The sequence below is a fragment of the Kitasatospora sp. NPDC058492 genome, from assembly GCF_042720685.1.
In the GTDB taxonomy this organism is placed as follows: Bacteria; Actinomycetota; Actinomycetes; order Streptomycetales; family Streptomycetaceae; genus Kitasatospora.
The window spans coordinates 1-23,951 of sequence record NZ_JBHXMU010000089.1 but is presented as its reverse complement, the minus strand read 5'-3'; the positions used below and the strand labels follow the sequence as shown (position 1 = coordinate 23,951).

Sequence of the window (23,951 nt, the reverse complement as noted above, 5' to 3'; positions counted from 1 at the left end):
GTGGCATCTGAGCTGTGAACACCAACAGCACGCGCGCGCCGTTCCCGGGTCACCCGGGGGCGGCGCGCCGCGTTTCCGACCTCCTGCCGGTCTTCCCCTGGGACAAGCTGGAGCCGTACAAGGCGACCGCGCTGGCCCACCCGGGCGGTCTCTGCGACTTCTCGGTGGGCACCCCGGTGGACCCGGTCCCCGAGGTGATCCAGAAGGCGCTGGCCGCCGCCACCGACACGCCGGGCTACCCGACGGTGTGGGGCCCGGTGGAGCTGCGCGAGGCGATCGCCGGCTGGCTGCACCGCCGCTGCGGCGCCGAGATCGGCCCGCAGGCCGTGCTGCCGACCGTCGGCTCCAAGGAGCTGGTGGCCTGGCTGCCGACCCAGCTCGGCCTCGGCCCGGGCGACCAGGTCGCCTACCCGCGGCTGGCCTACCCGACGTACGAGGTGGGCGCGCGGCTGTGCGGCGCGGAGCCGGTCGAGTACGACTCGGTGGACGAGCTGGACGGTTCGCGGGTCCGCCTGCTCTGGGTGAACTCGCCGTCCAACCCGACCGGCCGGGTGCTCGGCGGGGACGAGCTGCGCCGGGCGGTCGCCTGGGCCCGGGAGCACGGGGCGCTGCTGGTCAGCGACGAGTGCTACCTGGAGCTGGGCTGGTCCGCCGAGCCGGTCTCGGTCCTGCACCCGGACGTCTGCGGCGCGGGCCACGAGGGCCTGCTGGCCGTCCACTCGCTCTCCAAGCGCTCCAACCTGGCCGGCTACCGCGCCTCCTTCGTGGCGGGTGACCCGGTGGTGGTCAGGGAGCTGCTGGAGGTCCGCAAGCACGGCGGCATGATCGTGCCGGCGCCGGTCCAGGCGGCGACGATCGCGGCGCTGTCGGACGACGCGCACGTGGCGGAGCAGCGGGAGCGGTACGCGGCCCGGCGCTCGGCGCTGCGGGCGGCGCTGGAGGCGTACGGCTTCCGGGTCGAGCACTCGGAGGCGAGCCTCTACCTGTGGGTGACGCAGGACCGCCCGTGCTGGGAGACCGTGGCCGAACTGGCCGCACTGGGCATCCTGGTGGCGCCCGGTGACTTCTACGGGCCGGCCGGCGAGCGCTTCGTCCGGGTCGCGTTCACCGCGACCGACGAGCGGGTGGCCGCGGCCGTGGAGCGGCTGAACGCGGCCCGCTGACCGACGCCGAAGGGGCCGGTGTTCCGAACGGAACACCGGCCCCTTCGCCGTACCCGGGTCGGGTTACAGCGGCAGGCCGCTGATGCTGCCGCCGTTCACGCCGCCCAGCAGGCCGCCGATCGGGCCGAGCGCGCCGGTGAGGCCGGACAGCGGGTTGTTCGGGCCGAGGTCGGCGCCGCCGAGGCGGTTGGCCGAGCCGTGCTCGGCCAGGCCCAGGACGTCGGTGGCGGGCAGGGCGGGCAGCGCGCGTGCGACGGAGCCGAGCGGCAGCGCGTCGGTGACGGCGTTGGTGCCGGGGACGGCGCCGGCGAGCTTGTCGGCGCCGGGCAGGCCCTTGGCGATGGAGCCGGTCTGGGCGAGCCCGCCGACCGGGCTGGCCGCGGCGCTGCGGGTGCCGACGCCCTTGCCGGTGACGGCCTCGCCGAGCTTGCCGGCCAGTGCGGAGGCGACCTTCGGGGTGACGGCGGAGAGCTGGCCGGTGGTGGCGGCGGTCTGGTCGACCGGGGCGGTCAGCGAGCTGGCCTTCTCGTTCGCCTCGGGGAGCTGGTGGGCGACGATGTTGCCGGCGGCGTCGGCGGAGGCCGGTACGCCCGCGGCGACGGTGGCGGCGCCGGTGCTGCCGGCGGCCTGGCCCAGTTGGTGGGTGGTGTGCTGGAGGGTGGAACCGGTGTCGGTGTTGGTCAGCTGGCCCAGCGGCGCGACCAGGTCGCTCTTGGGCAGCAGGGCGTCGCCGCCCAGGGCGGACGCGGAGCCGGCCGCGACCAGCGGGGTCGCGCCGGCCGCCACGAGCAGCGCGGCGCTGGCGATCCGTCGCGTGAGGGGGTGAGACATGGGGCTCCTCGGAGGGTCTGGGTCCGTCACGTCCGCCGGGCGGACGACGGTGTTACCGCTTGAGAAGCCAGAAGGTTTCGGCCTGGATCAGGAAAGTGTCTGACCGACCATCGGATCGTAGGACCGGCGTGACGGCGTCTGGCGGGCCCGTACGGCCCCCGTGGACCCGGCCCCGGGCAAGGGGAGTGACGGTTCTCCAGCAGGGCCGCCACGGCGGGCTCCCGGTCCACCGCGGTTGACCGGGTTCACCCGTCCGGCGGCCACCCGAACGTCGGTTCGTCAGCCCTTGTCGGACGTGGCGAGGGTGACCTGAACGAGCTTGGTCGACGTCCCGGAGGTCTGCGACTGCCAGCCGTCCTCCGACTTGGCCTTGCGCCAGATCTTCCCGTCGTAGGCGACCGTCGCGATGCCCAGCTGCTGGGCCTGGGCGACCGCCCAGTGGGCGACCTCCCAGCCGCTCGCCCGCTCGGCGGTGATCCCGCCGTCGGCTCCGTCGGCCGAGGAGGTCAGCGCGGCGGCGGACGGGTCCGGGGTGAGCGAGACCGCGTTCTCGGCGCCCTTGATGGTCGAGGCGTACCCGGTGGCCGGGGTCACGGTGCGGCCGAACTCGCGGCGCACCCGGTCGGACAGCACCTGGGCCCGGTCCGCGGCGGTGGGCTGGGAGGCGGCCGGGGAGACGGAGGCGCTCGCCGTGGGGGAGGACGAGTCGGCCGGATCCGGCTTGGCGTACTCGCGCACCACGCAGGAGAACGAACCGGGCTCCCGGCCGGCCAGCGCCGAGGTGAGCAGCGTCGCCTTGGTCTCGTGCTTGGCGTACGCCTGCGGGTAGCCGCTCTTCTGCACGGCCTGGGCCGCGTCGGTCAGCGGCAGCCGGGTGTAGCCGGGCACCTTGACCAGGCCGTCCAGGAACTTGTTGGTCGCGTAGACCGGGTCCCCGATCTGCTGCGCCGTGCCCCAGCCCATCGAGGGCCGCTGCTGGAAAAGGCCGATCGAGTCCCGGTCGCCGCCCGCGAGGTTGCGCAGCTTGGACTCCTGCATCGCGGTGGCCAGCGAGATCGTCGTCGCCCGGTCCGGCAGCCCGCGCGAGCGCGCCACCGCGGCGATCGTCGCCGCGTTGGCCGCCTGCGGGAGCTCCAGCGTGCCGCTGCCGGCCGCGGTCTTCACCGTGCAGCCCTCGGGCTCGCCCTGCTTGAAGCCGAACCACCAGATGCCGACCACGGCCAGTCCCGCGACCAGCGCGAGGCCGAGCAGGCCGACGATCACGAGCAACAGCGCGCGCAGTGGACCGCGGCGGGGGGGCGCCAACTCCTCGCCCAGCTCCTCGCCGCTCTTTCTCCTGGCCACCGTCGCCCCTCTCGCGCCTTGCTTCTTGATCCGACACCGTACCCACTCGGACGGGTGTGCGGCGCCACCCGGTTGCGGTTACCCGCCCGCTCGCTCCGGGGCGGGCCGCCGCGCCCCGCGTCACGCAAGCGCCACGCGGGGCGCACACCCCGCGGACTAGGCTGGCGCCATGAGCAGCCCGAACCCGACGCCCCTGGACCTCACCCTCGACGGCGGCGCGCTGACCGCCCGGCTCGTCGACTTCCCGTCGGTGAGCGGCGACGAGCAGGCGCTCGCCGACGCCGTGGAGACCGCGCTGCGCGGCTACCCGCACCTGACCGTGGACCGGTACGGCAACAACGTGGTCGCCCGCACCACCCTCGGCCGCCCCGAGCGCGTCCTGCTCGCCGGCCACCTGGACACCGTGCCGATCGCCGACAACGTGCCCTCCCACGTCGAGGGGGACCTGCTCTACGGCTGCGGCACCTCGGACATGAAGTCCGGCGTCGCCGTCCAGCTGCGGCTCGCCGCCACCCTGACCGAGCCCAACCGCGACCTCACCTTCGTGTTCTACGACTGCGAGGAGGTGGAGGCCCACCGCAACGGCCTCGGCCACCTCGCCAGGGAGCACCCGGACTGGCTGACCGCCGACTTCGCGGTGCTGATGGAGCCGAGCGGCGCGGTCGTCGAGGGCGGCTGCCAGGGCACCCTGCGGGCGCAGATCCGGCTCACCGGCGTGCGCGCGCACGCGGCCCGCAGCTGGCTCGGCGACAACGCCATCCACCACGCCGCCGAGGTGCTCACCCGGCTCGCGGACTACCGGCCGCGCCGGGTGGAGATCGACGGACTGGAGTACCGGGAGGGCCTGAACGCCGTCCGGATCGACGGCGGCGTGGCCGGCAACGTCATCCCGGACGAGTGCGTCGTGACGGTCAACTTCCGCTACGCGCCGGACCGCAGCGAGGCGGAGGCGGAGAAGCACGTGCGGGAGGTCTTCGACGGCTTCGAGCTGACCGTCACCGACTTCGCCCCGGGCGCGCTGCCCGGGCTCGCCCAGCCGGCCGCCCAGGCCTTCCTGGAGGCCACCGGCGGCCAGGCCCGGGCCAAGTTCGGCTGGACCGACGTCGCCCGGTTCAGCGCGCTGGGCGTCCCGGCGGTCAACTACGGCCCCGGTGACCCGAACCTCGCGCACAAGCGGGAGGAGCACTGCTCGCTGAGCGCCATCGCGGAGACCGAGGACCGGCTGAGGGCCTGGCTGACCAGCTGAGGTGCCGCTCCGATGATCGGCCGGTCCGACCGGCCGATCATCGGCTGAGCGCCATCTTCCGGTCGCCCAACCGACCTTCCCCTGTTGCCTGAAAACCGGGATCACCGGACGTAGGGTTTCGTCATGACAGGCACAGGAGACGAGAAGCACTACGGACACGGCCCCGAGCAGGTCGGCGCGCCGCGGAAGAAGAAGGCCTGGCCCGAGAAGCAGAAGGGCCCGGTGCTGGTGCGCCGGGACCAGGTCGGCACGAGCACCACGGACCAGCGGCTGCTGGACACCACCGGCCCGACCGACTGGCTGCACACCGATCCGTGGCGGGTGCTGCGGATCACCTCCGAGTTCGTCGAGGGCTTCGGCGCCCTCGCCGAACTCCCGCCCGCGATCAGCGTCTTCGGCTCCGCCCGGACCCCGGCCGACTCGCCCGAGTACGAGGCCGGCGTGGCCATCGGCCGGGCCCTCGCCGAGGCCGGCTACGCGGTGATCACCGGCGGCGGCCCGGGTGCCATGGAGGCCGCCAACCGCGGCGCCTCCGAGGCCGGCGGCCTCAGCGTCGGCCTCGGCATCGAGCTGCCCTTCGAGCAGGGCCTCAACGAGTTCGTCGACCTCGGGCTGAACTTCCGTTACTTCTTCGTCCGCAAGACGATGTTCGTGAAGTACTCCCAGGGCTTCGTGGTCCTGCCCGGCGGGCTCGGCACGCTGGACGAGCTGTTCGAGGCGCTCACCCTGGTGCAGACGAAGAAGGTCACCCGCTTCCCGGTGATCCTCTTCGGCAGCGCGTACTGGGGCGGCCTCTACGAGTGGCTGAAGAACACCCTGGTCGCGCAGGGCAAGGCGGCCCCGCACGACCTGGAGCTGTTCCACATCACCGACGAGATCGACGAGGTCATGAAGATCCTCGCCGACACCCGCCGGCCGACCAACCAGATCTAGGCCCTCCGGCCCTCCGGGCCGCCTACGCCAGCCCCCGGCGGGCGACCGCCGGGGGGCGGGTGCCCCGGATCGAGGCGACCATGTCCAGCACCTGGCGGGTCTCCGCGACCTGGTGGACCCGGTAGACCTGCGCGCCCAGCCAGGCCGAGACCGCGGTGGTGGCCAGGGTGCCGAGCAGCCGCTCGTTCACCGGCCGGTCCAGCGTCTCGCCGACGAAGTCCTTGTTGGACAGCGAGACCAGCACCGGGAAGCCGGTCGCGGTCATCTCCGGCAGCCGCCGGGTGGCCTCCAGCGAGTGCCGGGTGTTCTTGCCGAAGTCGTGCCCCGGGTCGATGATCACCGCGTCCCGCCGCACGCCCAGCTCCACCGCCCGCTCGGCCAGCCCGACGGTCACCCGCAGGATGTCCGCCATCACGTCCTGGTAGCCGACCCGGTGCGGCCGGGTGCGCGGCTCGGCGCCGCCCGCGTGCGTGCAGACCAGCCCGACGTCGTGGCGCGCGGCCACCTCGGCGAGCTTCGGGTCCACCCCGCCCCAGGCGTCGTTCAGCAGGTCGGCGCCCACCTCGCAGACGGCCTCGCCGACCTCGTGCCGCCAGGTGTCGACGCTGATCACGGCCTCCGGGTGGCGCTTGCGCAACTCGGCGACGAAGGGCACGGTGCGCCGCAGTTCCTCCTCCACCGTGACCTCGTCACCGGGCCCGGCCTTCACCCCGCCGATGTCCAGGATCGCCGCGCCCTCGGCCATCGCGCGGTCGGCGGCGGCGAACGCGGCCTCGTCCGCGAAGGTCGCCCCCTTGTCGAAGAACGAGTCCGGCGTCCGGTTGACGATCGCCATGATCACCAGCTCGTCGTCACCGAATTCCCGCGGTCCCAGGCGCAGTGCCACCGATGTCTCCTCCACAGCTGCTGCGGGTGCGATGATGGCCCCCGGCCTCACAGGGACCATGCTGTCATGATCAGTTTGGTCGGGGGCACTTCGCAGCAGGCCGGCCGGGAGTTCGGGAGGACAGCTCGTGTTCTGGGTGATCGTGGTCGCCATGGCCGTGGTGGTCGGCGGCGCCGCGCTGGTGGCGCTCGGCGGGGGCGGCTCGATGCCGGAGGCGGTGCAGGACCGCCTCGCGGCCCGGCTGCCGCAGGACCGTCCGCTGAGCAAGGCGGACGTCGACGACCTGCGGCTGCCGATGGCCGTCCGCGGCTACCGGATGGACGAGGTCGACGACGTCCTGGACCGCCTCGGCGCCGAACTCGCCTACCGCGACTCGCGGATCGCCGAACTGGAGGCCGCCGGCCACCTGCGCGGCGCGGTCGAGGCGACCGACGGCCCGGACGCCGGCGCCGAACCGCTGCCCGGCCTGGAGGAGTTCGCGAAGGTGGTCGAGCCGGCCGTCGCGCTCACCAAGGAGCGGCCCGAGCAGGAGCAGCCCGAGGACGCGAAACCGGTGAACGACCGGTGACCGCCCTCACCGAGGGCGCGGTGCTCGGCGCGGACGGCCTGCGCCGCTGCGCCTGGGGCGAGTCGACCGACGACTACCGGGCCTACCACGACACCGAGTGGGGCCGTCCGGTGCACGGCGACGACGCCCTGTTCGAGCGGGTCTGCCTGGAGGCGTTCCAGTCCGGGCTGTCCTGGCTGACCATCCTGCGCCGCCGGGAGGGCTTCCGGGCCGCGTTCGCCGGCTTCGGGATCGCCGAGGTCGCCGAGTTCGGCGAGGCGGACGTGGAGCGGCTGCTCGCCGACACCGGCATCATCCGCAACCGGGCCAAGATCCAGGCCGCCATCGCCAACGCCCGGGTCGCCCGCGACCTGGACGGCGGGCTGGACGCGCTGATCTGGCAGTTCGCCGGAGCCCCGGACCGGCCGGCCCCCCGCACGACGGGGGAGGTGCCGGCCGTCACGCCCGAGTCGACCGCGCTCGCGAAGGCCCTGAAGAAGGAGGGCTTCCGCTTCGTCGGCCCGACCACCGCCTACGCCCTGATGCAGGCCTGCGGCCTGGTCGACGACCACCTGGCGGACTGCCACGTCCGCACCGCGCGCCCGGTCTGACCGGTCGGGCAGGGCCTGGGGCCTAGCGGCCCAGGTACTGCGGCTTCTCCTTGGCGATGAAGGCGCGGACCGCGATCCGGTGGTCCTCGCTCTCGCCGGCCAGGGTCTGCAGCTCGTCCTCCTTGTCGAGCAGTTCGTCCAGCGAGTGCGAGGCGCCGTACGCCAGCGACTCCTTGATGGCGCCGTAGGCCACCGTGGGGCCCGCGGCCAGCTCCTGGGCGAAGGCCCGCGCGGTGGCGGCGAGCTCCCCGGCCGGCACCACCCTGGTGGCCAGGCCCAGCTCCAGCGCCTCGGCGGCCTTGACCGTCCGGGGCAGCATCAGCAGCTCGGTGGCCCTGGCGTGCCCGACCAGCCGGGGCAGCGTCCAGGAGGCGCCCGAGTCGGCGGTCAGGGCGATCCCGGCGAAGGCGGTGTTGAAGCCGGCCCGGTCGGAGAGGACCCGGAAGTCGCAGGCGAAGGCCAGCGAGGCGCCCGCGCCGGCCGCCACCCCGCCGACCGCGGCGACGGTCGGCTTGCGCATCCCGGCCAGCGCCCGCACCAGCGGGTTGTAGTGCTCGGCGACGGTGCGCAGCGCGCCCTCGCCGGTCTCGTCGGCCCGCTTCAGCATCGTCAGGTGCTCGTTCAGGTCCTGCCCGACGCAGAACGCGCGCTCGCCGGACCCGGTCAGCAGTACCGCCCGCGCCGCCGGGTCCGCGGCCGCGGCGGCCACGGCGTCCCGCAGTGCGATCTTGGTCGCTACGTCGAGGGCGTTCATCGCCTCCGGGCGGTTGATGGTGATGACGGCCAGGCCGCCGTCCAGCTCGTACAGCACGGAATCGGACATGGGCGAGGGCTCCCCGGTGGTCGGCTCGGTGTCGGTCGAGTGCCAGGATGCCGGAGCGGACGGCCGGGTGGGGAGTGTGAGGTATCGCACCTTTCGGCGGCCCGCGCACCGCCGCCACGCCGGGGCTTATGACGGCAATTGCGGCGCTTGGGGGCGGTCCGGCCGATGTTGCACCGAGAGTGATGTTGGTCATCAGCCCGTGGCATGCGGGATAATGGCTTCCGATCAATGCGTTCGATACCGGCGGTGGACGGACTGCCGGTGCGTAGCTGAGCGGTTGCAGGAAGGGGAACGAGCATGGCGGCCATGAAGCCGCGGACGGGTGACGGCCCGCTCGAAGTCACCAAAGAGGGACGGGGCATCATCATGCGCGTTCCGCTCGAAGGCGGCGGACGCCTTGTGGTGGAGCTCACACCTGACGAGGCCGACGCCCTCGGCGAGGCCCTGAAGAAGGCCTGCGGCTGACCGCAGCGGGTGCTCGTCATCTCCTGGAGATGTGCTGCCGGGCCCGGGTACGACGTCATGTCGGCCCGGGCCCCGCGGCGTTTGGGGCCCTGCGGCGTTCAAGGGCCCGGCGCGTCAGGCGCCCGGCGGCCGCGGCCTGAGGCGGCGGGACCGCCACCTGACGGTCCCACTGCCTGACGGCCCTGCCGCTCGACGGTCCTACCGCTTGATGGCGCAGAGCAGCCCGTCCGAGACCGGCAGCAGCGCCGGCAGCAGCGCCTCGCTCTCCCGGACGTCCCGGACCAGGTCGCGCACCGCGCCCGTCTGGGGGTCCTGCAGCTCCGGCTCGGCCAGCCGGCCCTCCTGGAACACCCCCTCGAAGCAGACCATCCCGCCCGGCCGCAGCAGCCGCAGCGACTCCAGCAGGTACTCCCGGGACTCGGCCGGGTCGCCGTCGCAGAACACCAGGTCGTACTGGCCGTCGGCGAGCCGGGGCAGCACCTCCAGCGCCCGGCCCGGTATGAACCGCGAGCGGTTGGCCGCGAATCCGGCCGCGTGGTACGCCTCGCGGGCCAGCTGCTGGCGCACCGGTTCGGAGTCCACCGTGGTGAGCACGCCGTCCGGCCGCATGCCGCGCAGCAGGTAGACCCCGGAGACGCCCGTCCCGGTGCCGATCTCGGCCACCGCCTTGGCGTCCAGTGCCGCGGCCAGCAGCCGCAGGCACGCCCCGCCGCTGGGCCCGATCGCCCGTATCCCGGTGCGCGCGGACTGCGCCCGGGCGTAGGTCAGCACCGCGTCCTCGCCGACGTAGGTGTCGGCGAGGGCCACACGCTCGGGCCCGAACTCGCTGATGGCTGCCTCTTTCGGAGCCCCGGGTTACGGCCCGGTGCCGAGGGAAGTCGATATTTCCTGGCACAGATTACTGGCCGACCGGGAACCGCGTACGGCGGCGGGCCGTTGTCACGAAGGACCGGGTACGGGAGACCTCCCGGGCACTTTTATCCGGGCTTGACGGGTGAGGTGGATATGGTGGTGGCCCTGCTGGGCAGAAGAGCCGACCGAGGAGGTGTGGCCGAGGGCGACGTCCCCGTGCGGCGGCACTCCCGCTGCACCGCGTCGGCCCGTACGCCGAAGCCCGTGATGAACCAGCCTGCGCACTCCGACCTGGACCAGCCCGCCGCCGCAACGCCGGCCGCCGGTACCACCGAGGCCCCCGCCCTCGCGACCTTCACCGAGGGCCCCGACGCGCAGACCTGGACTCCGCCCTCCTGGGAGGAGATCGTCGAGGCGCACAGCGCCCGGGTCTACCGCCTCGCGTACCGCCTGACGGGAAACCAGCACGACGCCGAGGACCTCACCCAGGAGGTCTTCGTCCGGGTGTTCCGTTCGCTGTCCACCTACACCCCCGGCACGTTCGAGGGCTGGCTGCACCGGATCACCACCAACCTGTTCCTGGACATGGTCCGCCGCCGCCAGCGCATCCGCTTCGACGCGCTCGGCGAGGACGCGGCCGAGCGGCTCGCCTCCCGCGAGCCCAGCCCGGCCCAGCACTTCAGCGACACCCACTTCGACGCCGACGTGCAGCACGCCCTGGACACCCTCGCCCCGGAGTTCCGCGCCGCCGTGGTGCTCTGCGACATCGAGGGACTGTCCTACGAGGAGATCGCCGCCACGCTGGGCGTCAAGCTCGGCACCGTCCGCAGCCGCATCCACCGCGGCCGCTCGCACCTGCGCGCCGCGCTCAAGCACCGTGCCCCCGGCTCGGCCCCCGGGCGCGAGCGCCGCGGCGGCTCGGAGGAGCCGGTGCCGGTCGGCGCCGCCGTCGAGGGCGCGCTCGCGCCGGGTGCGCGCGGACGGAGGCGATCGTGAGCGGAACCGGCCGGTCCGGGCCGGGCCAGCCGGACCCGTCCGGCCGGTCGGCGGCCAGGCGGGGCTGGGCCCTGCCCGGCCGCCGCGGCGGCGACGAACCGGGCGAGCCCGTCCTGCCCGCGCTCCCGCTGCCGGGCGAGACGGCGCTGCGCGCGGTGCCGGTGCGCCCCGCCGAGCCGGCCGCCGAGGAGCACCACCTCGGTGAGCGCCTCTCCGCGTTCCTGGACGGCGAACTCGGCCACGACTCGCGCGATCGCGTCCAGGCCCACCTGGCGACCTGCCCGCAGTGCCTCGCCGAGGTCGACGCGGGCCGGGCCGTCAAGCACCTGCTGACCCGCACCGGCACCCCCGGGCCGTCCTCCGGCCTGATGGCCCGGCTGATGGCCGTCGGCGCCCTGCCAGCGGACGATCCGGCGGAGGCCGACTGGCCCGTCGGGCGCGGCAGCCGCGGTGACGACGACGACCTGCCCGGCGGCGGGGTCGCGGCCGGCGGCACGCTCGGCGGCAGCCGGCTCACCGGCGGCTCCTTCGGCCGCGGCGCAGGCGCCTCCTTCGGCACGGGCGCGCTCGGCGCCGACACCCCGGTGCCCGGGGTCGACCCGCGGGCGTTCGGGCGCGGCGGCGCGGTGCTGCGGCCCCTGATGGGCCGGCGCAACGGCCGCCCCGAGGCCGCGGCCCGCCCCGAGAGCCCCGCCCGGCCCCGCCCGGCCGCCGCCGCCGTACGCTCCGCCGCGCCGCGCGGGCGCCGCTTCGTCTTCGCCGCCGCGGGCGCCTTCTCGGTCGCCGCGGTCACGCTCGGCGGGGTCGGCGGCCTCAGCGCGCAGAGCGAGGACCAGCACGGCAACCCGGTCAGCACGGTCGGCAACAGCGGCGGCACGGGCCGCGGCGGGGGCCTGGTCCCGATGACCGCGCAGATCCCGGTGGACTTCCCGGCCCACCCCGTCGCCGCGACCCGCGACGCGACGCCGCCGCCGGCCTCGGAGCGAAACTCGGGCGGCCTGCCCGCACTGCGCCAGCAGACCCGCTAGGCCCTGTCCGGGCCTGGAGCGCCGCTCGCGCCCCGGTCGCGACGATCTCGGCCATCGGCAGGTCTTTACCACGGCTTCATCGCAGCGTGGACCATGGACCCGCCGATGGCCATTACCCTGTAGGGACCGTCGTCCGACGAGCTAGGGAGCTTAGGTGTTCAGCGATGTAGGCGGGCTGGAGATCCTGACCCTGGCCGTGATGGCGATCATCATCTTCGGCCCCGACAAGCTCCCGAAGCTGATCCAGGACACCATGGGCTTCATCCGGAAGGTCCGTTCCTTCGCCGACAACGCGAAGGAGGACATCCGCAGCGAGCTGGGCCCCGAGTTCAAGGACTTCGAGTTCGAGGACCTGAACCCCAAGACCTTCGTCCGCAAGCAGCTCCTGGGCGACGAGGAGGACCCGCTGGGCCTCAAGGAGATGAAGGACTCGCTCGACATCCGCTCCGTCCTGGACGACAAGCCGGCGGCGCCGGTGAACGGCCGCAACGGCAGCGTCAGCTTCGAGAAGGCCGCCGCCCCGGTGGCGGCCTCCACCGGGGCGCCGTTGCAGCCCGGCGAGCGGCCCCCGTTCGACCCCGACGCGACCTGACCGGCCCCCGGTCACGCCCCGTACGACCACGCCACCGCCCCGCCCGGCCGCCCGGCTGAGCGGGGCGGCGGCGTGTGCGCCGCTATTGTGCTGATTGTTCCCGCTGAGCCGTCCGTCACATTCCGCGCTGTCGCGGACCAGGAACGGCTCCCGGGAACGCCGCGGTACGCCACGATGGGAGCGCGCCACGGCAGGCAAACGTGTGTTTGAGGAGGCCCGGGGATGGACGCGACGAGTCAGGCGGTGGGGACGACGGCCACGGCCGGCGGACCGGTGGTCGGCGGACAGGCCGGCCCGGCGGACCCGCTGGTGCCCTACCTGTCCGCCGACTTCCCCTGGTACGGCCTGGACGACGGCTGGACCGGCCGCCGCTACCTGATGCAGGCCGGCGCCGGAGGCCCCCGGGCCGGGGCGCCCGGCAGCGTCGACTACGGCAGCCTCGGCCACGGCGAGGAGCCGGCCAGGCAGTACGAGCCGCGCGACATGCGCAGGTTCGCGGTCGTGGTCACGGTGGCCCGCCGGGACAGCCGCCGCAGCGCCGACAACACCGGCACCCTGGAGGCGACCTCCGCCTCCTCCGCCGCCTGGCTGGCCGGCTCGGGCCTGCTCGCCTCGACCTGGCCCGGCCAGCTCGACCGCGCGCTGCGCCAGGACTGGCTGGACCAGCAGAGCACCCTCGCGTGGGACCTCGCCGACGACCTGGCCGGCCCCGGCTGGTCCACCCTCAGCCTCCCGGTGAACGGCCTGCCGCAGCCCTTCCGCTACCGCGAGTCCGAGTACGGCTGGGTGCTCGCCGGCGAGGCCCCCGGCGTCCTGCTCGGTGCCTACGGCCGCGGCGTCAGCGCCTACGGCGCCGGCTTCGCCACCGCCCCCGACCTGACCGCCTACACCCGCCCGTAGGGCGCGAGGACGCCGAGCACGCCGAAGGGGCCGGGTGGTCGAACCACCCGGCCCCTTCGGCGACGCGTCGTCAGAACTTGTTCTTCGGGGTCAGCCCGAGGGAGAGCCCGGAGAGGCCGCGCTGGCGGCCGCCGAGCTTGCCGGCGACGGCGCGCAGGGCGGCGCCGGCCGGGGAGTCGGGGGCGGCGAGCACGACCGGGCGGCCGTCGTCGCCGCCCTCGCGCAGGCGCACGTCGATCGGGATCGAGCCGAGCACCGGGACGGTCGCGCCGACGGTGCGGGTGAGCGCGTCCGCGACGGTCTGGCCGCCGCCGGTGCCGAAGACGTCGATCATCTCGTCGCAGTGCGGGCACGGCATGCCGGACATGTTCTCGATCACGCCGACGATCTTCTGGTGGGTCTGCACCGCGATGGTGCCGGCCCGCTCGGCCACCTCGGCGGCGGCCATCTGCGGGGTGGTGACGATCAGGATCTCCGCGTTGGGGACCAGCTGGGCCACCGAGATCGCGATGTCGCCGGTGCCGGGCGGCAGGTCCAGCAGCAGGACGTCCAGGTCGCCCCAGTAGACGTCGGCGAGGAACTGCTGGAGCGCGCGGTGCAGCATCGGGCCGCGCCAGACCACCGGGGCGTTGCCCGGGGTGAACATGCCGATCGAGATGACCTTCACGCCGTGCGACTGCGGCGGCATGATCATGTCCTGGACCTGGGTGGGCCGGCCCTCGACGCCGAGCATGCGGGGCACGCTGTGGCCGTAGATGTCGGCGTCCACGACGGCGACCTTCAGGCCGTCGGCGGCCATCGCGGCGGCCAGGTTGACCGTGACGGAGGACTTGCCGACGCCGCCCTTGCCGGAGGCGACGGCGTAGACCCGGGTCAGCGTGCCCGGCTTGGCGAACGGGATCTCCCGCTCGGGGGCGCCGCCGCGCAGCAGCTGGGAGAGCTCCTTGCGCTGCTCGTCGCTCATCACGTCGAGCTCGACCTCGACGCCGGTCACACCGGGCACGCGGCCGACCGCTTCGCGGACCCGGGTGACGATGGTGTCGCGCATCGGGCAGCCGGAGACGGTCAGGTAGACCGCGACGCGCACCGCGCCGTCCTCGGCGATCCCGACCGATTTCACCATGCCGATCTCGGTGATCGGGCGGTTGATCTCCGGGTCGTTGACGGTCGCCAGCGCCTGGCGTACGGACTCCTCCGTGACGCCGGCCGCGACCTCTGTCTCGTTGGCCATGCCTTGATGGTACGGCGCTCGGGGGATCCCCTAACCCGCCGGTAGCGTGCCGCCGGTCACAGCGTCCCGGAGGGCTCCCGGCGCTCCTCGATCTCCTTGAGCAGGGACTGGAGTTCGGAGCGGATACTGCCCAGCTCCGAGGCGATGAAGGCCCTGGTGGCGACCTCGCCGAGACCGTGCCGCAGGGCCGCGACCTCGCGGGTCAGGTACTCGGTGTCCGCGATGTTGCGGTCGCTGCGGGCCCGGTCCTGCTCCATGTTGACCCGGTCCCGGTTGTCCTGGCGGTTCTGCGCGAGCAGGATCAGCGGGGCCGCGTAGGAGGCCTGGAGGGACAGCACCAGGGTGAGGAAGATGAAGGGGTAGCTGTCGAAGCGCACGTTGTCCGGCAGCAGGGTGTTCCAGGCCACCCAGATGATGATCACCACCGTCATCCAGACGATGAAGCGGCCGGTGCCCAGGAACCGCGCGATCCGTTCGGAGAGCTTGCCGAACGCCTCCGGGTCGTAGGCGGGCAGCGAGATCAGCCCGGGCCTGGCGGTGCGGGGCTGGTCGAGCCGGGTGCGGGCCGGGCCGGCCACGGAGATCTCGGCGCGCCGCTCCCGGCCGCCCTCCCGGCCGCGCAGTTCGCGCAGCTGGCGCAGTTCCCGCAGTTCGCTCTGGATGCGTTGGCGGGGGGACTCGTCCCGCCGCCCCTTGCGGTCAGCGTCCACCGTGCACCTCTTCCCTCGTGCCGTCCGTGTCGTCCGTGTCGTCGTGGCCGTGCAGGACGGACTCGCGCCAGTCCTCCGGCAGCAGGTGGTCGAGCACGTCGTCGACGGTCACCGCGCCGAGCAGGTGGTCGGCCTCGTCGACGACCGGCGCGGACACCAGGTTGTAGGTCGCCAGGTAGCTGGTGATCAGCGACAGCGGGGTGTCCGGCGGCAGCGGGTCCAGGTCGTCGTCGACCAGCGAGCCGACCAGCACGTACGGCGGCTCGCGCAGCAGCCGCTGGAAGTGCACGGTGCCCAGGTACTTGCCGGTCGGGGTCTCGTTCGGCGGCCGGCAGACGTACACCTGCGCGGCGAGCGCGGGCTTGTGGTCGGAGACCCGGATGCGGGCGAGCGCCTCGGCCACGGTCGCGTCCGGCTCCAGCACGACCGGCTCGGTGGTCATCAGACCGCCGGCGGTGTTCTCCTCGTACGACAGCAGGCGGCGGACGGGCTCGGCCTCCTCCGGCTCCATCAGCTGGAGCAGCCGCTCGGCCTCGTCGGCGGGCAGTTCGGAGAGCAGGTCGGCGGCGTCGTCCGGGTCCATCGCCTCCAGGACGTCGGCGGCGCGTTCGTCCTTGAGCTTGCCGATGATCTCGACCTGGTCGTCCTCGGGCAGCTCCTCCAGGACGTCGGCGAGCCGCTCGTCGTCGAGCGCGGCGGCCACCTCGGCGCGGCGCTTGGCGGACAGGTGGTGCATGACGCTGGCGAGGTCGGCGGCGCGCAGCTGGTCGAAGGTGGCGAGCAGGTTGGCGGCGCCCTGGTCCTGCTCGGGCAGCGTGAAGCCGGTGACGTCCTGCCAGTCCAGGGTGAGCCGCTCGCCCTTGCCCTTGCGCAGCCGGCCGGCCCGGCCGACCTGGACGAAGACCTTGCTGATCTCCCACTCGCGTATCCGGGTCTGCACCATCCCGACGTCCAGCACGGTGACGTCCTCACCGGTCTTGGACCAGGTGACGGTGCGGTCCAGCAGCTCGGCGAGCACCAGGGTCTCGGACGGGCGCTGCTCGAAGCGCCGCAGGTTGATCACGCCGGTGGCGAGCACCTGGCCGGACTCCAGGCTGGTCACCCGGGTCATCGGCAGGAAGATCCGGCGCCGGCCGACCACCTCGACCACCAGGCCCAGGACCCGCGGCGGGCGGCCGCCGAGCCGCAGCGAGACGACGACGTCACGGACCCGGCCGACCTGGTCGCCGTTCGGGTCGAAGACGGCGAGGGCGGAGAGGTGGGAGATGAAGACCCGGGTACCTGGCCCTGCCATGAACTCCCTCTACTCGTTCGACGCCGTGCCGGGTACGCCGGGGCGCACCTGCGGGCAAGGCTACCCGCGTGTCGCGAGCCCGGCCCGACGAGGCACGGTACACAGCCGAGGAGTCCCGGGCGTGAATCTTTAGCGGCGCTTGAACAGCAGTTTGGGCAGACCGGCCGGGACGGGGCGGCGGGTGGTGGCCGCGGTGGGCATCGGCTGGGCGGCGTGCGAGCCGTCCGGCATCGCGCCCGGACGCTCGGTCAGCGCACCGGCGGGCTCCAGGCGCAGCACCCGGCACTCGCGGGCCCAGCGGTCGGTGATGGTGTCGGTGTCGGGCGCGTTCAGCCGCTTGCCCTTGAGCTCCTCGACGGCGCCCAGCCAGGCCTCGCCGCCCGGGGCCAGCTCCGAGACCCGGGCGCTCCAGCCGGTCAGCCGGCCGCCCTTGTCCTTGCTGCGGACGGTCACCACCGCGCCGGCTCCGGCGGTCAGGCCGTGCAGCGGCTGCTCGCCGCCCTCGCCGACCACCACCACGGCGCCGTCGTGCCAGGCGTGCCAGAGCGGGCGGGCCTGCTCCTGGCCGTCCGCGCGGACCCAGAGGAGGCCGGACTTCTTCGCGGCCTCCTCCAGCAGGGCCTGGTCGAGGAAGTCGTCGGCGGTCGCGGCGGCGGGCGTACGGTCCATGGCGCCCAGCGTACGACCTCCGCCGTCCACGAGTTGTCTCAATCGTCGGGCGACAGTTCCATCGGCTAGCCACGGGCCTTACCGTAGGAGCGCCCAGCCCCGGCCTGGTCCAGCCCGGCCCGGTCCAGCCCCAGCCCGGTTCAGTCCGGCCCCCGCCTCGCCCCAGCCCACGTGACCAGCAGAGGAGCGCCGTGCCCGCCGCCCGGCCCGCGACCGCCCCCGCACCAGCCGCCACCGCCACCGAGCCGGCGCACCCGCTCCCCACCGCCGACCTGCTGCTGCTCGCCGTCTCCATCGCCGGCATCTCGCTGTCCGGCCCGCTGATCAGCGCCACCGCCGCGCCCGCGCTGGCGATCGCGTTCTGGCGCAACGTCATGTCGGTCGGGGTCCTCGGCCCGTACGCGCTGCTGCGCCACCGCGCCGAACTGCGCGGGATCGGCCGGCGGGCGCTGCTGCTCGCGATCGCGGCGGGCGTACTGCTCGCCGTGCACTTCGCGCTCTGGATGCCCAGCCTGCGGATGACCTCGGTGGCCTCGGCGACCGCCCTGGTCACCACCACCCCGCTGTGGACCATCCTGCTGATGCGACTGCTCGGCGTCCGCGCCCCCCGGATGGTCTGGCTCGGTACGGGCGTGGCCTTCGCCGGCGTGCTGGTGCTGACCGGCGTCGACCTCTCGCTCTCCCCGCGCGCGCTGCTCGGCGACGCGCTCGCCCTCGGCGCGGGCCTGGCCGCCGCCGGGTACATGCTGCTGGGCGCGGAGGTCCGCAAGACCGTCAGCACCACCGCGTACACGCTGGTCTGCTACGCCACCACCGCGGTGGGCCTGCTGGCGATCTGCCTGGTCGCGGGGACGCCGCTGGCCGGCTGGCCGGCCGGGGTGTGGTGGCAGATCGTGCTGCTGATGGTCGCCGCCCAACTGCTCGGCCACTCGCTGAGCAACCGCGTGGTGCGCAGCCTCGGCCCGTCGATCACCTCCACCGCGATCCTGCTGGAGACGCCGGGCGCGGCCCTGATCGCCGCCCTCTGGCTCGGCCAGTGGCCCCCGGTGGCGGCGTATCCGGCGGTGGTGCTGATCCTGGTGGGCCTGGTCCTGGTCGCCCGTGGCGGCCGGCGGTAGTGGCTTACAGCCAGCCGTTGCGGCGAAAGCCCCGGTACATCCCGACGCAGATCAGCATGATGGCGCCGAGCACCATCGGATAGCCGTACTTGTGGTGCAGCTCGGGCATGTACTCGAAGTTCATGCCGTACACGCCGGTGATCATGGTGGGCACGGCGAAGATCGCCGCCCAGGCGGTGATCTTGCGCATGTCCTCGTTCTGCGCCACCGAGACCTGTGCCAGGTTGGCCTGGAGCAGCGAGTTCAGCAGTTCGTCGAAGCCGTGCACCTGCTCGGTGACCCGGGCCAGGTGGTCGGCGACGTCCCGGAAGTACTTCTGGATGTCCGGGTCGACGAGGCGCTGCAGCGGCTCGGACAACTGCTGCATCGGGCGCAGCAGCGGCACCACGGCCCGCTTGAACTCCAGTACCTCGCGCTTGAGTTGGTACACCCGGCCGACGTCGGCGCTGCGCCCGCCCTTGGCCGAGAAGACGCCGTACTCGATCTCGTCCACGTCGTTCTGCAGCCGCTCGGAGACCAGCAGGTAGTTGTCCACGACGTGGTCGGCGATCGCGTGCAGCACCGCGGACGGGCCCTTGGCGAGCAGTCCGGACTCGTCCGCGTCGGCCTCCAGCCGGTGCCGCAGCTCCTGCAGCGAGCCGTGGCCGCCGTGCCGGACGGTGATCACGAAGTCCCGCCCGGCGAAGACCATCAGCTCGCCGGTCTCCACCACCTCGCTGGTCGGGGTGAGCTGGTCGTGCTCGACGTAGCGGATGGTCTTGAAGACGGCGAACAGCACGTCGTCGTAGCGCTCGACCTTGGGCCGCTGGTGCGCGTGCACCGCGTCCTCGACTGCGAGCGGGTGCAGGCCGAAGCGCTGGGCGATGCCCTCGAACTCGGCCTCGGTCGGCTCGTGCAGCCCGATCCAGCTGAACGAGCCGTCCCCGTCCGGGAGTTGGTGTGCGGCCTTGATCCGGCGGGCGGCCTCGCGGGGGCTGCAGGTCTCGCCGTGGCGCTTGCCGTGCTGGTACACCGCGCAGTCGACGACCGCCGAGCCGGCGCCCGCCGGGACGGCGTCGTACGCGCCGACCGCGGAGCGGCGGCGGTTGGTGCGGACGGCGGCGCGCAGGCTGTTGATCATCGACATGGCAGGCTCCCTGGAACAGGAGCCGCCGCACAGCGGCGTCGGGGTCCCCCCGGTCGGAAGGCGGGGGAGGATCGGGCGGCCGTGGTGCGACGGCGAAGAACACCGGTGAAGGGGGGTGAGGGTGCTCTCCCGGCCGGTTCGTCCGCGTCCGGCCTGCCCGGGCTACCTCGGCTGGTTCAGCCGGTTCAGCCTGCGTGGCGAGGGGTACGGGGAAGTCGGGGCCGGGTAGAGCTGCCGGTACTGCATGGTCGGCCGGTATCCACCGCAACCACCTCCTTCGTGCCGCCGCCCCGGGAACCTGAGGATTTCCGGTGGCCAGTCGCTCACCCTAACATCTGACCGACCATCGGCGCCCCGGGCTTTCCCGAGGCTTTGCCCGGGCCGCCCGCACACGGCCGGCCCGCCCCCGGGGGTTACGCTCACCGGCATGGCGCACGACTTCCCGCTCTTCGGCGAACCCCACGGCGGCAGCTCCCCGGCGCTCTCCCGGGAGGCGGTGCTGGCCGCCGTCGAGGCCCGGCTGATCACCACCTTCGGCGAGCCGAGCGGCCGCGCCGCGGTCACCTTCCTCGGCACCGACCGGATCGAGGTGCTGCGCTTCGGCCCGGACGCCGACGGCCTGGTCCGGTACGCGACGCTCGGCATGGCCGCCGCGCCGATGGCCGACCCGACCGCACCGGTGGCCGACCAACTGCGCGGCCCGCGCGCCGAACTGGTGCTGACCGTCCGCGGCGGGCGCGACAGCGTGCTGCGCAGCCTGGCCACCCTGGCCGCGACCCCGCAGGTCGAGGGACTGGTGGTGGCCCCCGGCGGCTCGCTGGACCGCGGCGCCCCGCTGTGGGACGGCGCGCCGTTCACCTCGGTGCTGGCCGCCGAGCCGGGCGGCCTGGTGCCGGACCTGGAGCTGGACGAGCCGGCCGACCCGGTCCGCTTCCTGCCGCTGCTGCCGATGACGCCCAACGAGGCCGGCTGGAAGCGGGTGCACGGCGCGGCCGCGCTCCAGGAGCGCTGGCTGGACCAGGGCGCCGACCTGCGCGACCCGGACCGCCGCGGCGTCCGGCTGGACTGACCGGGGCTCAGGCCGCGGGCCTCCCGTCCTGGCCCCGCGCTCCCGCCGCACCCCCGCACCCCGGCGTGCGGCCCTCAGCCGCCGATCGGCTTCGCGCCGGTGGCCTGCGCCAGCAGCGCCTCGTACACCGCGGGATCGGTGGTGTGCTCGCCGAGCCGGACGGTCTTGCGGCTGCCGTGGTAGTCGCTGGAGCCGGTGACCAGCAGCCCCAGTTCGCCGGCCAGGCCGCGCAGCCGCACCCGGGTCTCCTCGTCGTGGTCGGTGTGGTCGACCTCCAGCGCCGCCAGCCCGGCCGCCGCGAGGTCGGCGATCACCTGGTCCGGGACGGTCCGCCCGCGCTTGACCGCGCCGGGGTGGGCGAACACCGGCACCCCGCCGGCGGCCCGGACCAGCCGGACCGCCTCGATCGGGTCGGTCTCGTGCTTGCGGACGTCCGCCCGGGCGCCGTTGGCCAGCCACTCGGCGGTGAAGGCGTCCGAGACGGTGGCCACCACGCCCGCCTCGACCAGCGCGCTGGCGATGTGCGGGCGCCCGACCGCGCCGGCCCCGGCGATCCGCTGCACCTGCTCCCAGCTGATGTCCGCGCCGAGTTCGCGGCAGCGCTCGACGACCGCCCGCCCGCGCCGGAACCGGTCGGTGCGCACCAGCTCCCGCTCGCGCGCGAACTCCGGCTCGTCCGGGTCGAACAGGTACGCCAGCAGGTGCATGCTGACGCCGCCCACCACGCAGGACAGTTCGGCGCCCGGGACGACGGTCAGCCGGCTGCCGTCCGGCAGCGCACGCACCGCCCCGGCGGCCTCGGCGTGGCCCGCGACGGTGTCGTGGTCGGTGAGCGCCACGACGTCGAGGCCCGCGGCCACGGCCGCCGCGACCAGTTCGGCCGGGCTGTCGGTGCCGTCGGAGGCGTTGCTGTGGGCGTGCAGGTCGATGCGCACGGGGCGGACTCCTGGGGGCTCGGGGTGCCGCCCAGGATAGGACAGGGCGCCAGGCCCCGGCCGGACGGGACTTATCCCAGCAGGCGGGGGGAGAGGGCCCCGCAGGGGAGCAGGTCCAGTTCGGCGCCGGCCTCGCGCAGGTCGGTGAGGACGAGTTCGTCGTACATCACCAGGGCGGACTGCTCGGGCCAGGCGACCGCCCAGAGCCAGAGGCCGCGGGCCTCGCCGGCGAACACCGCGCGGTCGGCCGGGGCGTCCGGGATGTGGAACATCGGGGTGGGCCGGCCGGCGGCCAGCAGCTTGGCGTCGGCGGGCTTGTAGAGGCCGACGGAGTCGCCCGGATCGGGTCCGGGCATCCCGGCGTAGCGGGCGCCGAGGCCGACCCCCAGCTCCTCGGCGACGAGCACCAGCTCGCCGAAGCCGCCGAGCGGGGCCGGTCCGGAGCAGGCGACGGCGGTGGCCCGGGCGCCGGAGACGTCGTCGCCGACGTGGGCGATGCCGGTGTAGAGCCAGCCGACCGGGAGCGGCCAGGGCAGCCAGACGGGGACCTGCGAGCGGGCGACGGCGACGCCCAGGGCTTCGACGCTCGGTGGCAGCACGGGCTGCATCGGGTGCACGGCTCCGTGCCGGTCGCACTGCCAGGTGTCTGAGAACAGACCGGGGGCGCGGACCCGACCGGCGCACCTCGGGCAGCTTGGCTCGCCCCTCATAGGCGACAACGCTCCTCCCTCCGGACCGCCGCGTCAAGGACGATCACCCGTACGGAGGGCTCGGCGGCACCTGTCGGTGGCGGGGCCCGTTCGGCGCGGGGTGGGGCGGCGCGGCACGGGCGGTTCCCGTTGGGGGATGTCCCGTGGCGGGCGGCGGCAAACGTCGACGGGCGCAGGGCCCGGACACACTGACGCCCCGTCATCGGCGATCGCGGTGACAGGGCGTCAGTCGGGTATCGGAACGTCCGGATCGGACGCTCCCGGCTCGTCGGCGGCGGGTGAGGACTCCCGGTCGGAGGCGCCGCGCGTGGTCAGACGGTCGGGCACGGGCGGATGAGCAGGCGCTCACCGGTGCGGGCGGCGGCCTGGACGAACTCGCGGACGGTCTCGGCGTCGGCTATCAGGCGGTCGGCGGCGGAGCCGTTGGCGTCGTCCAGTCGAACGATCTCGAAGCGCATGGTCTTCGTCATGGGCGTCTCCTGTTCCTGCCCCGTCGGTCGGGGCGATTGAGGCTGGGTGGATACCAGCCCTTGAGGGGTCCTACGGGTCCGGCGGTGCGGCCGGATCGCTCGGTTCGTACGTGCGGCGGTCTGCTGCGGCAAGGGCTCCCCCTGCTTGCCCGGTGCGTCTGGTGCCTCGTGAACCACGGTGACGTGGTGGTGCTTCCGGGTCGTTGCCCGCCCGTGAAGTCCAGGTTTCGGCTGATTCGCGCCGACGCGGAGGCCGGCGATGATTCCCGGACAGAATCAAAGATTACCGTAACTAACGACTTTTGTCCTGTGTTGAAGACGGTCGAACTTCGAGAAGTGGTTCAGACCACTCTCCGGATCGGCCCGGTTCAGGCCCAGAACGCGGCCAGCGCCCCGGCCGTGGCGGCCGGGCGTTCGGCGTTGGGGGAGTGGCCGGCGTCCTCGACGACCACCCGGCGGGCCCCCAGGCGCTCCGCCATCCGGTTCTGCTCCGGCACCGGCCAGGCGTAGTCCCGCACCCCGGACAGCACCAGCACCGGCAGGCCGGCGGTGGCGGCGGCCAGCTCGGCCACCCGGTCCGGCGCGGCGACCAGATGACCACCGGTGACGCTCAGCGACAGCGGCACGTTGGCCAGCCAGCGGCGGTGCAGGAACTCCGCGACGGCCGGCTCCGGGCGCTGCTTCTGGTCCCCGCTGCCCTCCTCCATCTGCCGCATGACCTGCCAGATCTCCTCCAGGCTCATGACCGGCAGCACGTCCAGCAGCAGCTTGGTGCGGGCCGCCTCGGCCGGGTCGATCGCGCCCGGGCCGGTGGACATCAGGGTCAGCGAGCGCCACGGCGACGGGCCGTCCGCGGCTGCGGCCAGCACCGCCTCCCGGACCACCTGGCCGCCGAAGGAGTGCCCCAGCAGGTGCGGCGGCCCGCCGCCGTCGGCGGCCACGGCCTCGGTGAGCGCCCGGACGTCCGCGCCGAGCGCCTCGACGGCGTACGCGTCCGGGTCGTCCGGGCCGCCGGTCTCGTACTGGCCGCGCTGGTCGACGGCGGTCACCCGGTAGCCGGCCGCCGCCAGCGGCTCCAGCAGGGCGATGAAGTCCTCCTTGCTGCCGGTGAAGCCCGGCACCAGCAGCGCCGAGCCGCGCACCGGCCCGTCCGGCTCGGCCCGCAGCGCGGCGAACCCGCCGCGGCTGGTCGACAGCCGCAGCGCGCGGGCGCAGCGGGGAAGGGTGAGGAACGGCGGCGTGCTCATGGGCTGCTCTCCTGCGGGCGACTGGCCGGTAACCCCGACCCTATCCAGCCTGCGCCGGAACGCCGGAACGCCGGAACGCCGGAACGCCGGAACGCCGGAACGCCGGAACGCCGGAACGCCGGAACGCCGGAACGCCGGAACGCCGGAACGCCGGA

26 protein-coding genes are annotated in these 23,951 nt (G+C 74.1%); 12 read left to right on the top strand and 14 right to left on the bottom strand.

Annotated features, from left to right (window positions below; translation table 11 throughout):
* The first annotated feature begins 14 nt into the window (after positions 1–14).
* Entirely contained in the window at positions 15–1,163 is a 1,149-nt protein-coding gene (gene dapC / locus ACFWPI_RS36375) for a succinyldiaminopimelate transaminase (RefSeq protein WP_380378446.1), read from the top strand.
* Positions 1,164–1,226: 63 nt separating this feature from the next.
* On the opposite strand, the gene ACFWPI_RS36370 is transcribed toward dapC, so the two are convergent.
* Positions 1,227–1,994, bottom strand: coding sequence for a hypothetical protein (locus ACFWPI_RS36370; protein WP_063347939.1), 768 nt, complete (start codon positions 1,992–1,994; stop codon positions 1,227–1,229).
* 279 nt (positions 1,995–2,273) lie between these two features.
* Complete coding sequence (locus ACFWPI_RS36365; protein WP_380378444.1) at positions 2,274–3,338, bottom strand: hypothetical protein; 1,065 nt, start codon at positions 3,336–3,338, stop codon at positions 2,274–2,276.
* A 169-nt stretch (positions 3,339–3,507) separates the two neighbouring features.
* Here ACFWPI_RS36365 and dapE point away from each other — a divergent pair, with 169 nt between their 5' ends.
* The gene (gene dapE, locus ACFWPI_RS36360) at positions 3,508–4,584 is read left to right on the top strand and encodes a succinyl-diaminopimelate desuccinylase (RefSeq protein ID WP_380378442.1); all 1,077 of its coding nucleotides are present in this window, start codon (positions 3,508–3,510) and stop codon (positions 4,582–4,584) included.
* Between the two features lie 123 nt (positions 4,585–4,707).
* The gene (locus tag ACFWPI_RS36355) at positions 4,708–5,517 is read left to right on the top strand and encodes a TIGR00730 family Rossman fold protein (protein WP_350879904.1); all 810 of its coding nucleotides are present in this window, start codon (positions 4,708–4,710) and stop codon (positions 5,515–5,517) included.
* Between the two features lie 22 nt (positions 5,518–5,539).
* On the opposite strand, the gene folP is transcribed toward ACFWPI_RS36355, so the two are convergent.
* Positions 5,540–6,352, bottom strand: a complete 813-nt coding sequence (gene folP, locus ACFWPI_RS36350; RefSeq protein ID WP_063351161.1) for a dihydropteroate synthase — start codon at positions 6,350–6,352, stop codon at positions 5,540–5,542.
* Between the two features lie 178 nt (positions 6,353–6,530).
* On the opposite strand from folP, the gene ACFWPI_RS36345 reads away from it, so the two are divergent.
* Positions 6,531–6,971 (top strand): DivIVA domain-containing protein, encoded by a 441-nt coding sequence (locus ACFWPI_RS36345; protein ID WP_380378440.1) that lies wholly within the window; start codon positions 6,531–6,533, stop codon positions 6,969–6,971.
* Positions 6,968–7,561: a DNA-3-methyladenine glycosylase I gene (locus ACFWPI_RS36340; protein WP_380378439.1), complete on the top strand. Its 594-nt coding sequence runs from the start codon at positions 6,968–6,970 to the stop codon at positions 7,559–7,561. The genes ACFWPI_RS36345 and ACFWPI_RS36340 overlap by 4 nt, the downstream gene beginning before the upstream one ends.
* A gap of 22 nt (positions 7,562–7,583) precedes the next feature.
* Here the strand turns inward: ACFWPI_RS36340 and ACFWPI_RS36335 are convergent, their stop codons facing one another.
* Positions 7,584–8,384, bottom strand: a complete 801-nt coding sequence (locus ACFWPI_RS36335; RefSeq protein ID WP_380378438.1) for an enoyl-CoA hydratase-related protein — start codon at positions 8,382–8,384, stop codon at positions 7,584–7,586.
* A 297-nt stretch (positions 8,385–8,681) separates the two neighbouring features.
* Here ACFWPI_RS36335 and ACFWPI_RS36330 point away from each other — a divergent pair, with 297 nt between their 5' ends.
* A complete protein-coding gene (locus tag ACFWPI_RS36330) occupies positions 8,682–8,849 on the top strand; it encodes a DUF3117 domain-containing protein (RefSeq protein WP_014137929.1) in 168 nt (55 codons plus the stop codon).
* A gap of 198 nt (positions 8,850–9,047) precedes the next feature.
* Here the strand turns inward: ACFWPI_RS36330 and ACFWPI_RS36325 are convergent, their stop codons facing one another.
* Positions 9,048–9,656, bottom strand: a complete 609-nt coding sequence (locus ACFWPI_RS36325) for an O-methyltransferase (RefSeq protein ID WP_244293377.1) — start codon at positions 9,654–9,656, stop codon at positions 9,048–9,050.
* 312 nt (positions 9,657–9,968) lie between these two features.
* Here ACFWPI_RS36325 and sigE point away from each other — a divergent pair, with 312 nt between their 5' ends.
* The 4 genes from sigE (at position 9,969) to ACFWPI_RS36305 (ending at position 13,217) form a co-directional block, all read left to right on the top strand.
* Complete coding sequence (sigE, locus tag ACFWPI_RS36320) at positions 9,969–10,697, top strand: RNA polymerase sigma factor SigE (RefSeq protein ID WP_371522687.1); 729 nt, start codon at positions 9,969–9,971, stop codon at positions 10,695–10,697.
* Positions 10,694–11,725, top strand: a complete 1,032-nt coding sequence (locus ACFWPI_RS36315; RefSeq protein WP_380378436.1) for a zf-HC2 domain-containing protein — start codon at positions 10,694–10,696, stop codon at positions 11,723–11,725. The genes sigE and ACFWPI_RS36315 overlap by 4 nt, the downstream gene beginning before the upstream one ends.
* 154 nt (positions 11,726–11,879) lie before the next feature.
* Positions 11,880–12,317: a sec-independent translocase gene (locus ACFWPI_RS36310; protein ID WP_063347931.1), complete on the top strand. Its 438-nt coding sequence runs from the start codon at positions 11,880–11,882 to the stop codon at positions 12,315–12,317.
* Between the two features lie 222 nt (positions 12,318–12,539).
* Positions 12,540–13,217 (top strand): hypothetical protein, encoded by a 678-nt coding sequence (locus ACFWPI_RS36305; RefSeq protein ID WP_063347930.1) that lies wholly within the window; start codon positions 12,540–12,542, stop codon positions 13,215–13,217.
* A gap of 70 nt (positions 13,218–13,287) precedes the next feature.
* Here ACFWPI_RS36305 and ACFWPI_RS36300 read toward each other — a convergent pair whose 3' ends face one another.
* The 4 genes from ACFWPI_RS36300 to ACFWPI_RS36285 all read right to left on the bottom strand — a co-directional run bounded on the left by ACFWPI_RS36300 (position 13,288) and on the right by ACFWPI_RS36285 (position 17,121).
* Positions 13,288–14,448 carry an Mrp/NBP35 family ATP-binding protein gene (locus ACFWPI_RS36300; protein ID WP_063347929.1) on the bottom strand — a complete coding sequence of 387 codons (1,161 nt, stop codon included), beginning with the start codon at positions 14,446–14,448 and terminating at the stop codon, positions 13,288–13,290.
* 56 nt (positions 14,449–14,504) lie between these two features.
* Entirely contained in the window at positions 14,505–15,098 is a 594-nt protein-coding gene (locus ACFWPI_RS36295) for a DUF1003 domain-containing protein (protein WP_380378456.1), read from the bottom strand.
* A 49-nt stretch (positions 15,099–15,147) separates the two neighbouring features.
* Positions 15,148–16,452, bottom strand: a complete 1,305-nt coding sequence (locus ACFWPI_RS36290; protein ID WP_380378435.1) for a magnesium transporter MgtE N-terminal domain-containing protein — start codon at positions 16,450–16,452, stop codon at positions 15,148–15,150.
* A 129-nt stretch (positions 16,453–16,581) separates the two neighbouring features.
* Positions 16,582–17,121 (bottom strand): hypothetical protein, encoded by a 540-nt coding sequence (locus ACFWPI_RS36285; RefSeq protein ID WP_380378433.1) that lies wholly within the window; start codon positions 17,119–17,121, stop codon positions 16,582–16,584.
* Positions 17,122–17,312: 191 nt separating this feature from the next.
* Here ACFWPI_RS36285 and ACFWPI_RS36280 point away from each other — a divergent pair, with 191 nt between their 5' ends.
* Entirely contained in the window at positions 17,313–18,239 is a 927-nt protein-coding gene (locus ACFWPI_RS36280; RefSeq protein WP_063347926.1) for a DMT family transporter, read from the top strand.
* 4 nt (positions 18,240–18,243) lie between these two features.
* Here the strand turns inward: ACFWPI_RS36280 and corA are convergent, their stop codons facing one another.
* On the bottom strand, positions 18,244–19,365 hold the full coding sequence (corA, locus tag ACFWPI_RS36275; protein ID WP_350879893.1) for a magnesium/cobalt transporter CorA: 1,122 nt from the start codon (positions 19,363–19,365) through the stop codon (positions 18,244–18,246).
* 427 nt (positions 19,366–19,792) lie between these two features.
* On the opposite strand from corA, the gene ACFWPI_RS36270 reads away from it, so the two are divergent.
* A complete protein-coding gene (locus ACFWPI_RS36270) occupies positions 19,793–20,434 on the top strand; it encodes a suppressor of fused domain protein (RefSeq protein ID WP_380378430.1) in 642 nt (213 codons plus the stop codon).
* Positions 20,435–20,508: 74 nt separating this feature from the next.
* Here the strand turns inward: ACFWPI_RS36270 and ACFWPI_RS36265 are convergent, their stop codons facing one another.
* From ACFWPI_RS36265 to ACFWPI_RS36250, 4 genes are all read right to left on the bottom strand, one after another.
* Positions 20,509–21,369, bottom strand: coding sequence for a PHP domain-containing protein (locus ACFWPI_RS36265; protein ID WP_380378428.1), 861 nt, complete (start codon positions 21,367–21,369; stop codon positions 20,509–20,511).
* Positions 21,370–21,440: 71 nt separating this feature from the next.
* Entirely contained in the window at positions 21,441–22,079 is a 639-nt protein-coding gene (locus ACFWPI_RS36260; RefSeq protein ID WP_380378426.1) for a DUF6758 family protein, read from the bottom strand.
* 311 nt (positions 22,080–22,390) lie between these two features.
* Entirely contained in the window at positions 22,391–22,549 is a 159-nt protein-coding gene (locus ACFWPI_RS36255; protein WP_159398440.1) for a hypothetical protein, read from the bottom strand.
* A 368-nt stretch (positions 22,550–22,917) separates the two neighbouring features.
* Positions 22,918–23,796: an alpha/beta fold hydrolase gene (locus ACFWPI_RS36250; protein WP_380378424.1), complete on the bottom strand. Its 879-nt coding sequence runs from the start codon at positions 23,794–23,796 to the stop codon at positions 22,918–22,920.
* Positions 23,797–23,951 lie beyond the last annotated feature (155 nt).

Bases quoted from the DNA above. Each gene is read 5' to 3' on its own strand.
- ACFWPI_RS36335 (WP_380378438.1), bottom strand. From the start codon at position 8,384: ATGTCCGATTCCGTGCTGTACGAGCTGGACGGCGGCCTGGCCGTCATC.
- sigE (WP_371522687.1), top strand. From the start codon at position 9,969: ATGAACCAGCCTGCGCACTCCGACCTGGACCAGCCCGCCGCCGCAACG.
- ACFWPI_RS36290 (WP_380378435.1), bottom strand. From the start codon at position 16,452: ATGGCAGGGCCAGGTACCCGGGTCTTCATCTCCCACCTCTCCGCCCTC.
- ACFWPI_RS36270 (WP_380378430.1), top strand. From the start codon at position 19,793: ATGGCGCACGACTTCCCGCTCTTCGGCGAACCCCACGGCGGCAGCTCC.
- ACFWPI_RS36355 (WP_350879904.1), top strand. From the start codon at position 4,708: ATGACAGGCACAGGAGACGAGAAGCACTACGGACACGGCCCCGAGCAG.
- ACFWPI_RS36305 (WP_063347930.1), top strand. From the start codon at position 12,540: ATGGACGCGACGAGTCAGGCGGTGGGGACGACGGCCACGGCCGGCGGA.
- ACFWPI_RS36285 (WP_380378433.1), bottom strand. From the start codon at position 17,121: ATGGACCGTACGCCCGCCGCCGCGACCGCCGACGACTTCCTCGACCAG.
- folP (WP_063351161.1), bottom strand. From the start codon at position 6,352: ATGGCGATCGTCAACCGGACGCCGGACTCGTTCTTCGACAAGGGGGCG.
- ACFWPI_RS36300 (WP_063347929.1), bottom strand. From the start codon at position 14,448: ATGGCCAACGAGACAGAGGTCGCGGCCGGCGTCACGGAGGAGTCCGTA.
- dapE (WP_380378442.1), top strand. From the start codon at position 3,508: ATGAGCAGCCCGAACCCGACGCCCCTGGACCTCACCCTCGACGGCGGC.
- ACFWPI_RS36255 (WP_159398440.1), bottom strand. From the start codon at position 22,549: ATGACGAAGACCATGCGCTTCGAGATCGTTCGACTGGACGACGCCAAC.
- ACFWPI_RS36370 (WP_063347939.1), bottom strand. From the start codon at position 1,994: ATGTCTCACCCCCTCACGCGACGGATCGCCAGCGCCGCGCTGCTCGTG.
- corA (WP_350879893.1), bottom strand. From the start codon at position 19,365: ATGTCGATGATCAACAGCCTGCGCGCCGCCGTCCGCACCAACCGCCGC.
- ACFWPI_RS36250 (WP_380378424.1), bottom strand. From the start codon at position 23,796: ATGAGCACGCCGCCGTTCCTCACCCTTCCCCGCTGCGCCCGCGCGCTG.
- ACFWPI_RS36330 (WP_014137929.1), top strand. From the start codon at position 8,682: ATGGCGGCCATGAAGCCGCGGACGGGTGACGGCCCGCTCGAAGTCACC.
- ACFWPI_RS36260 (WP_380378426.1), bottom strand. From the start codon at position 22,079: ATGAGGGGCGAGCCAAGCTGCCCGAGGTGCGCCGGTCGGGTCCGCGCC.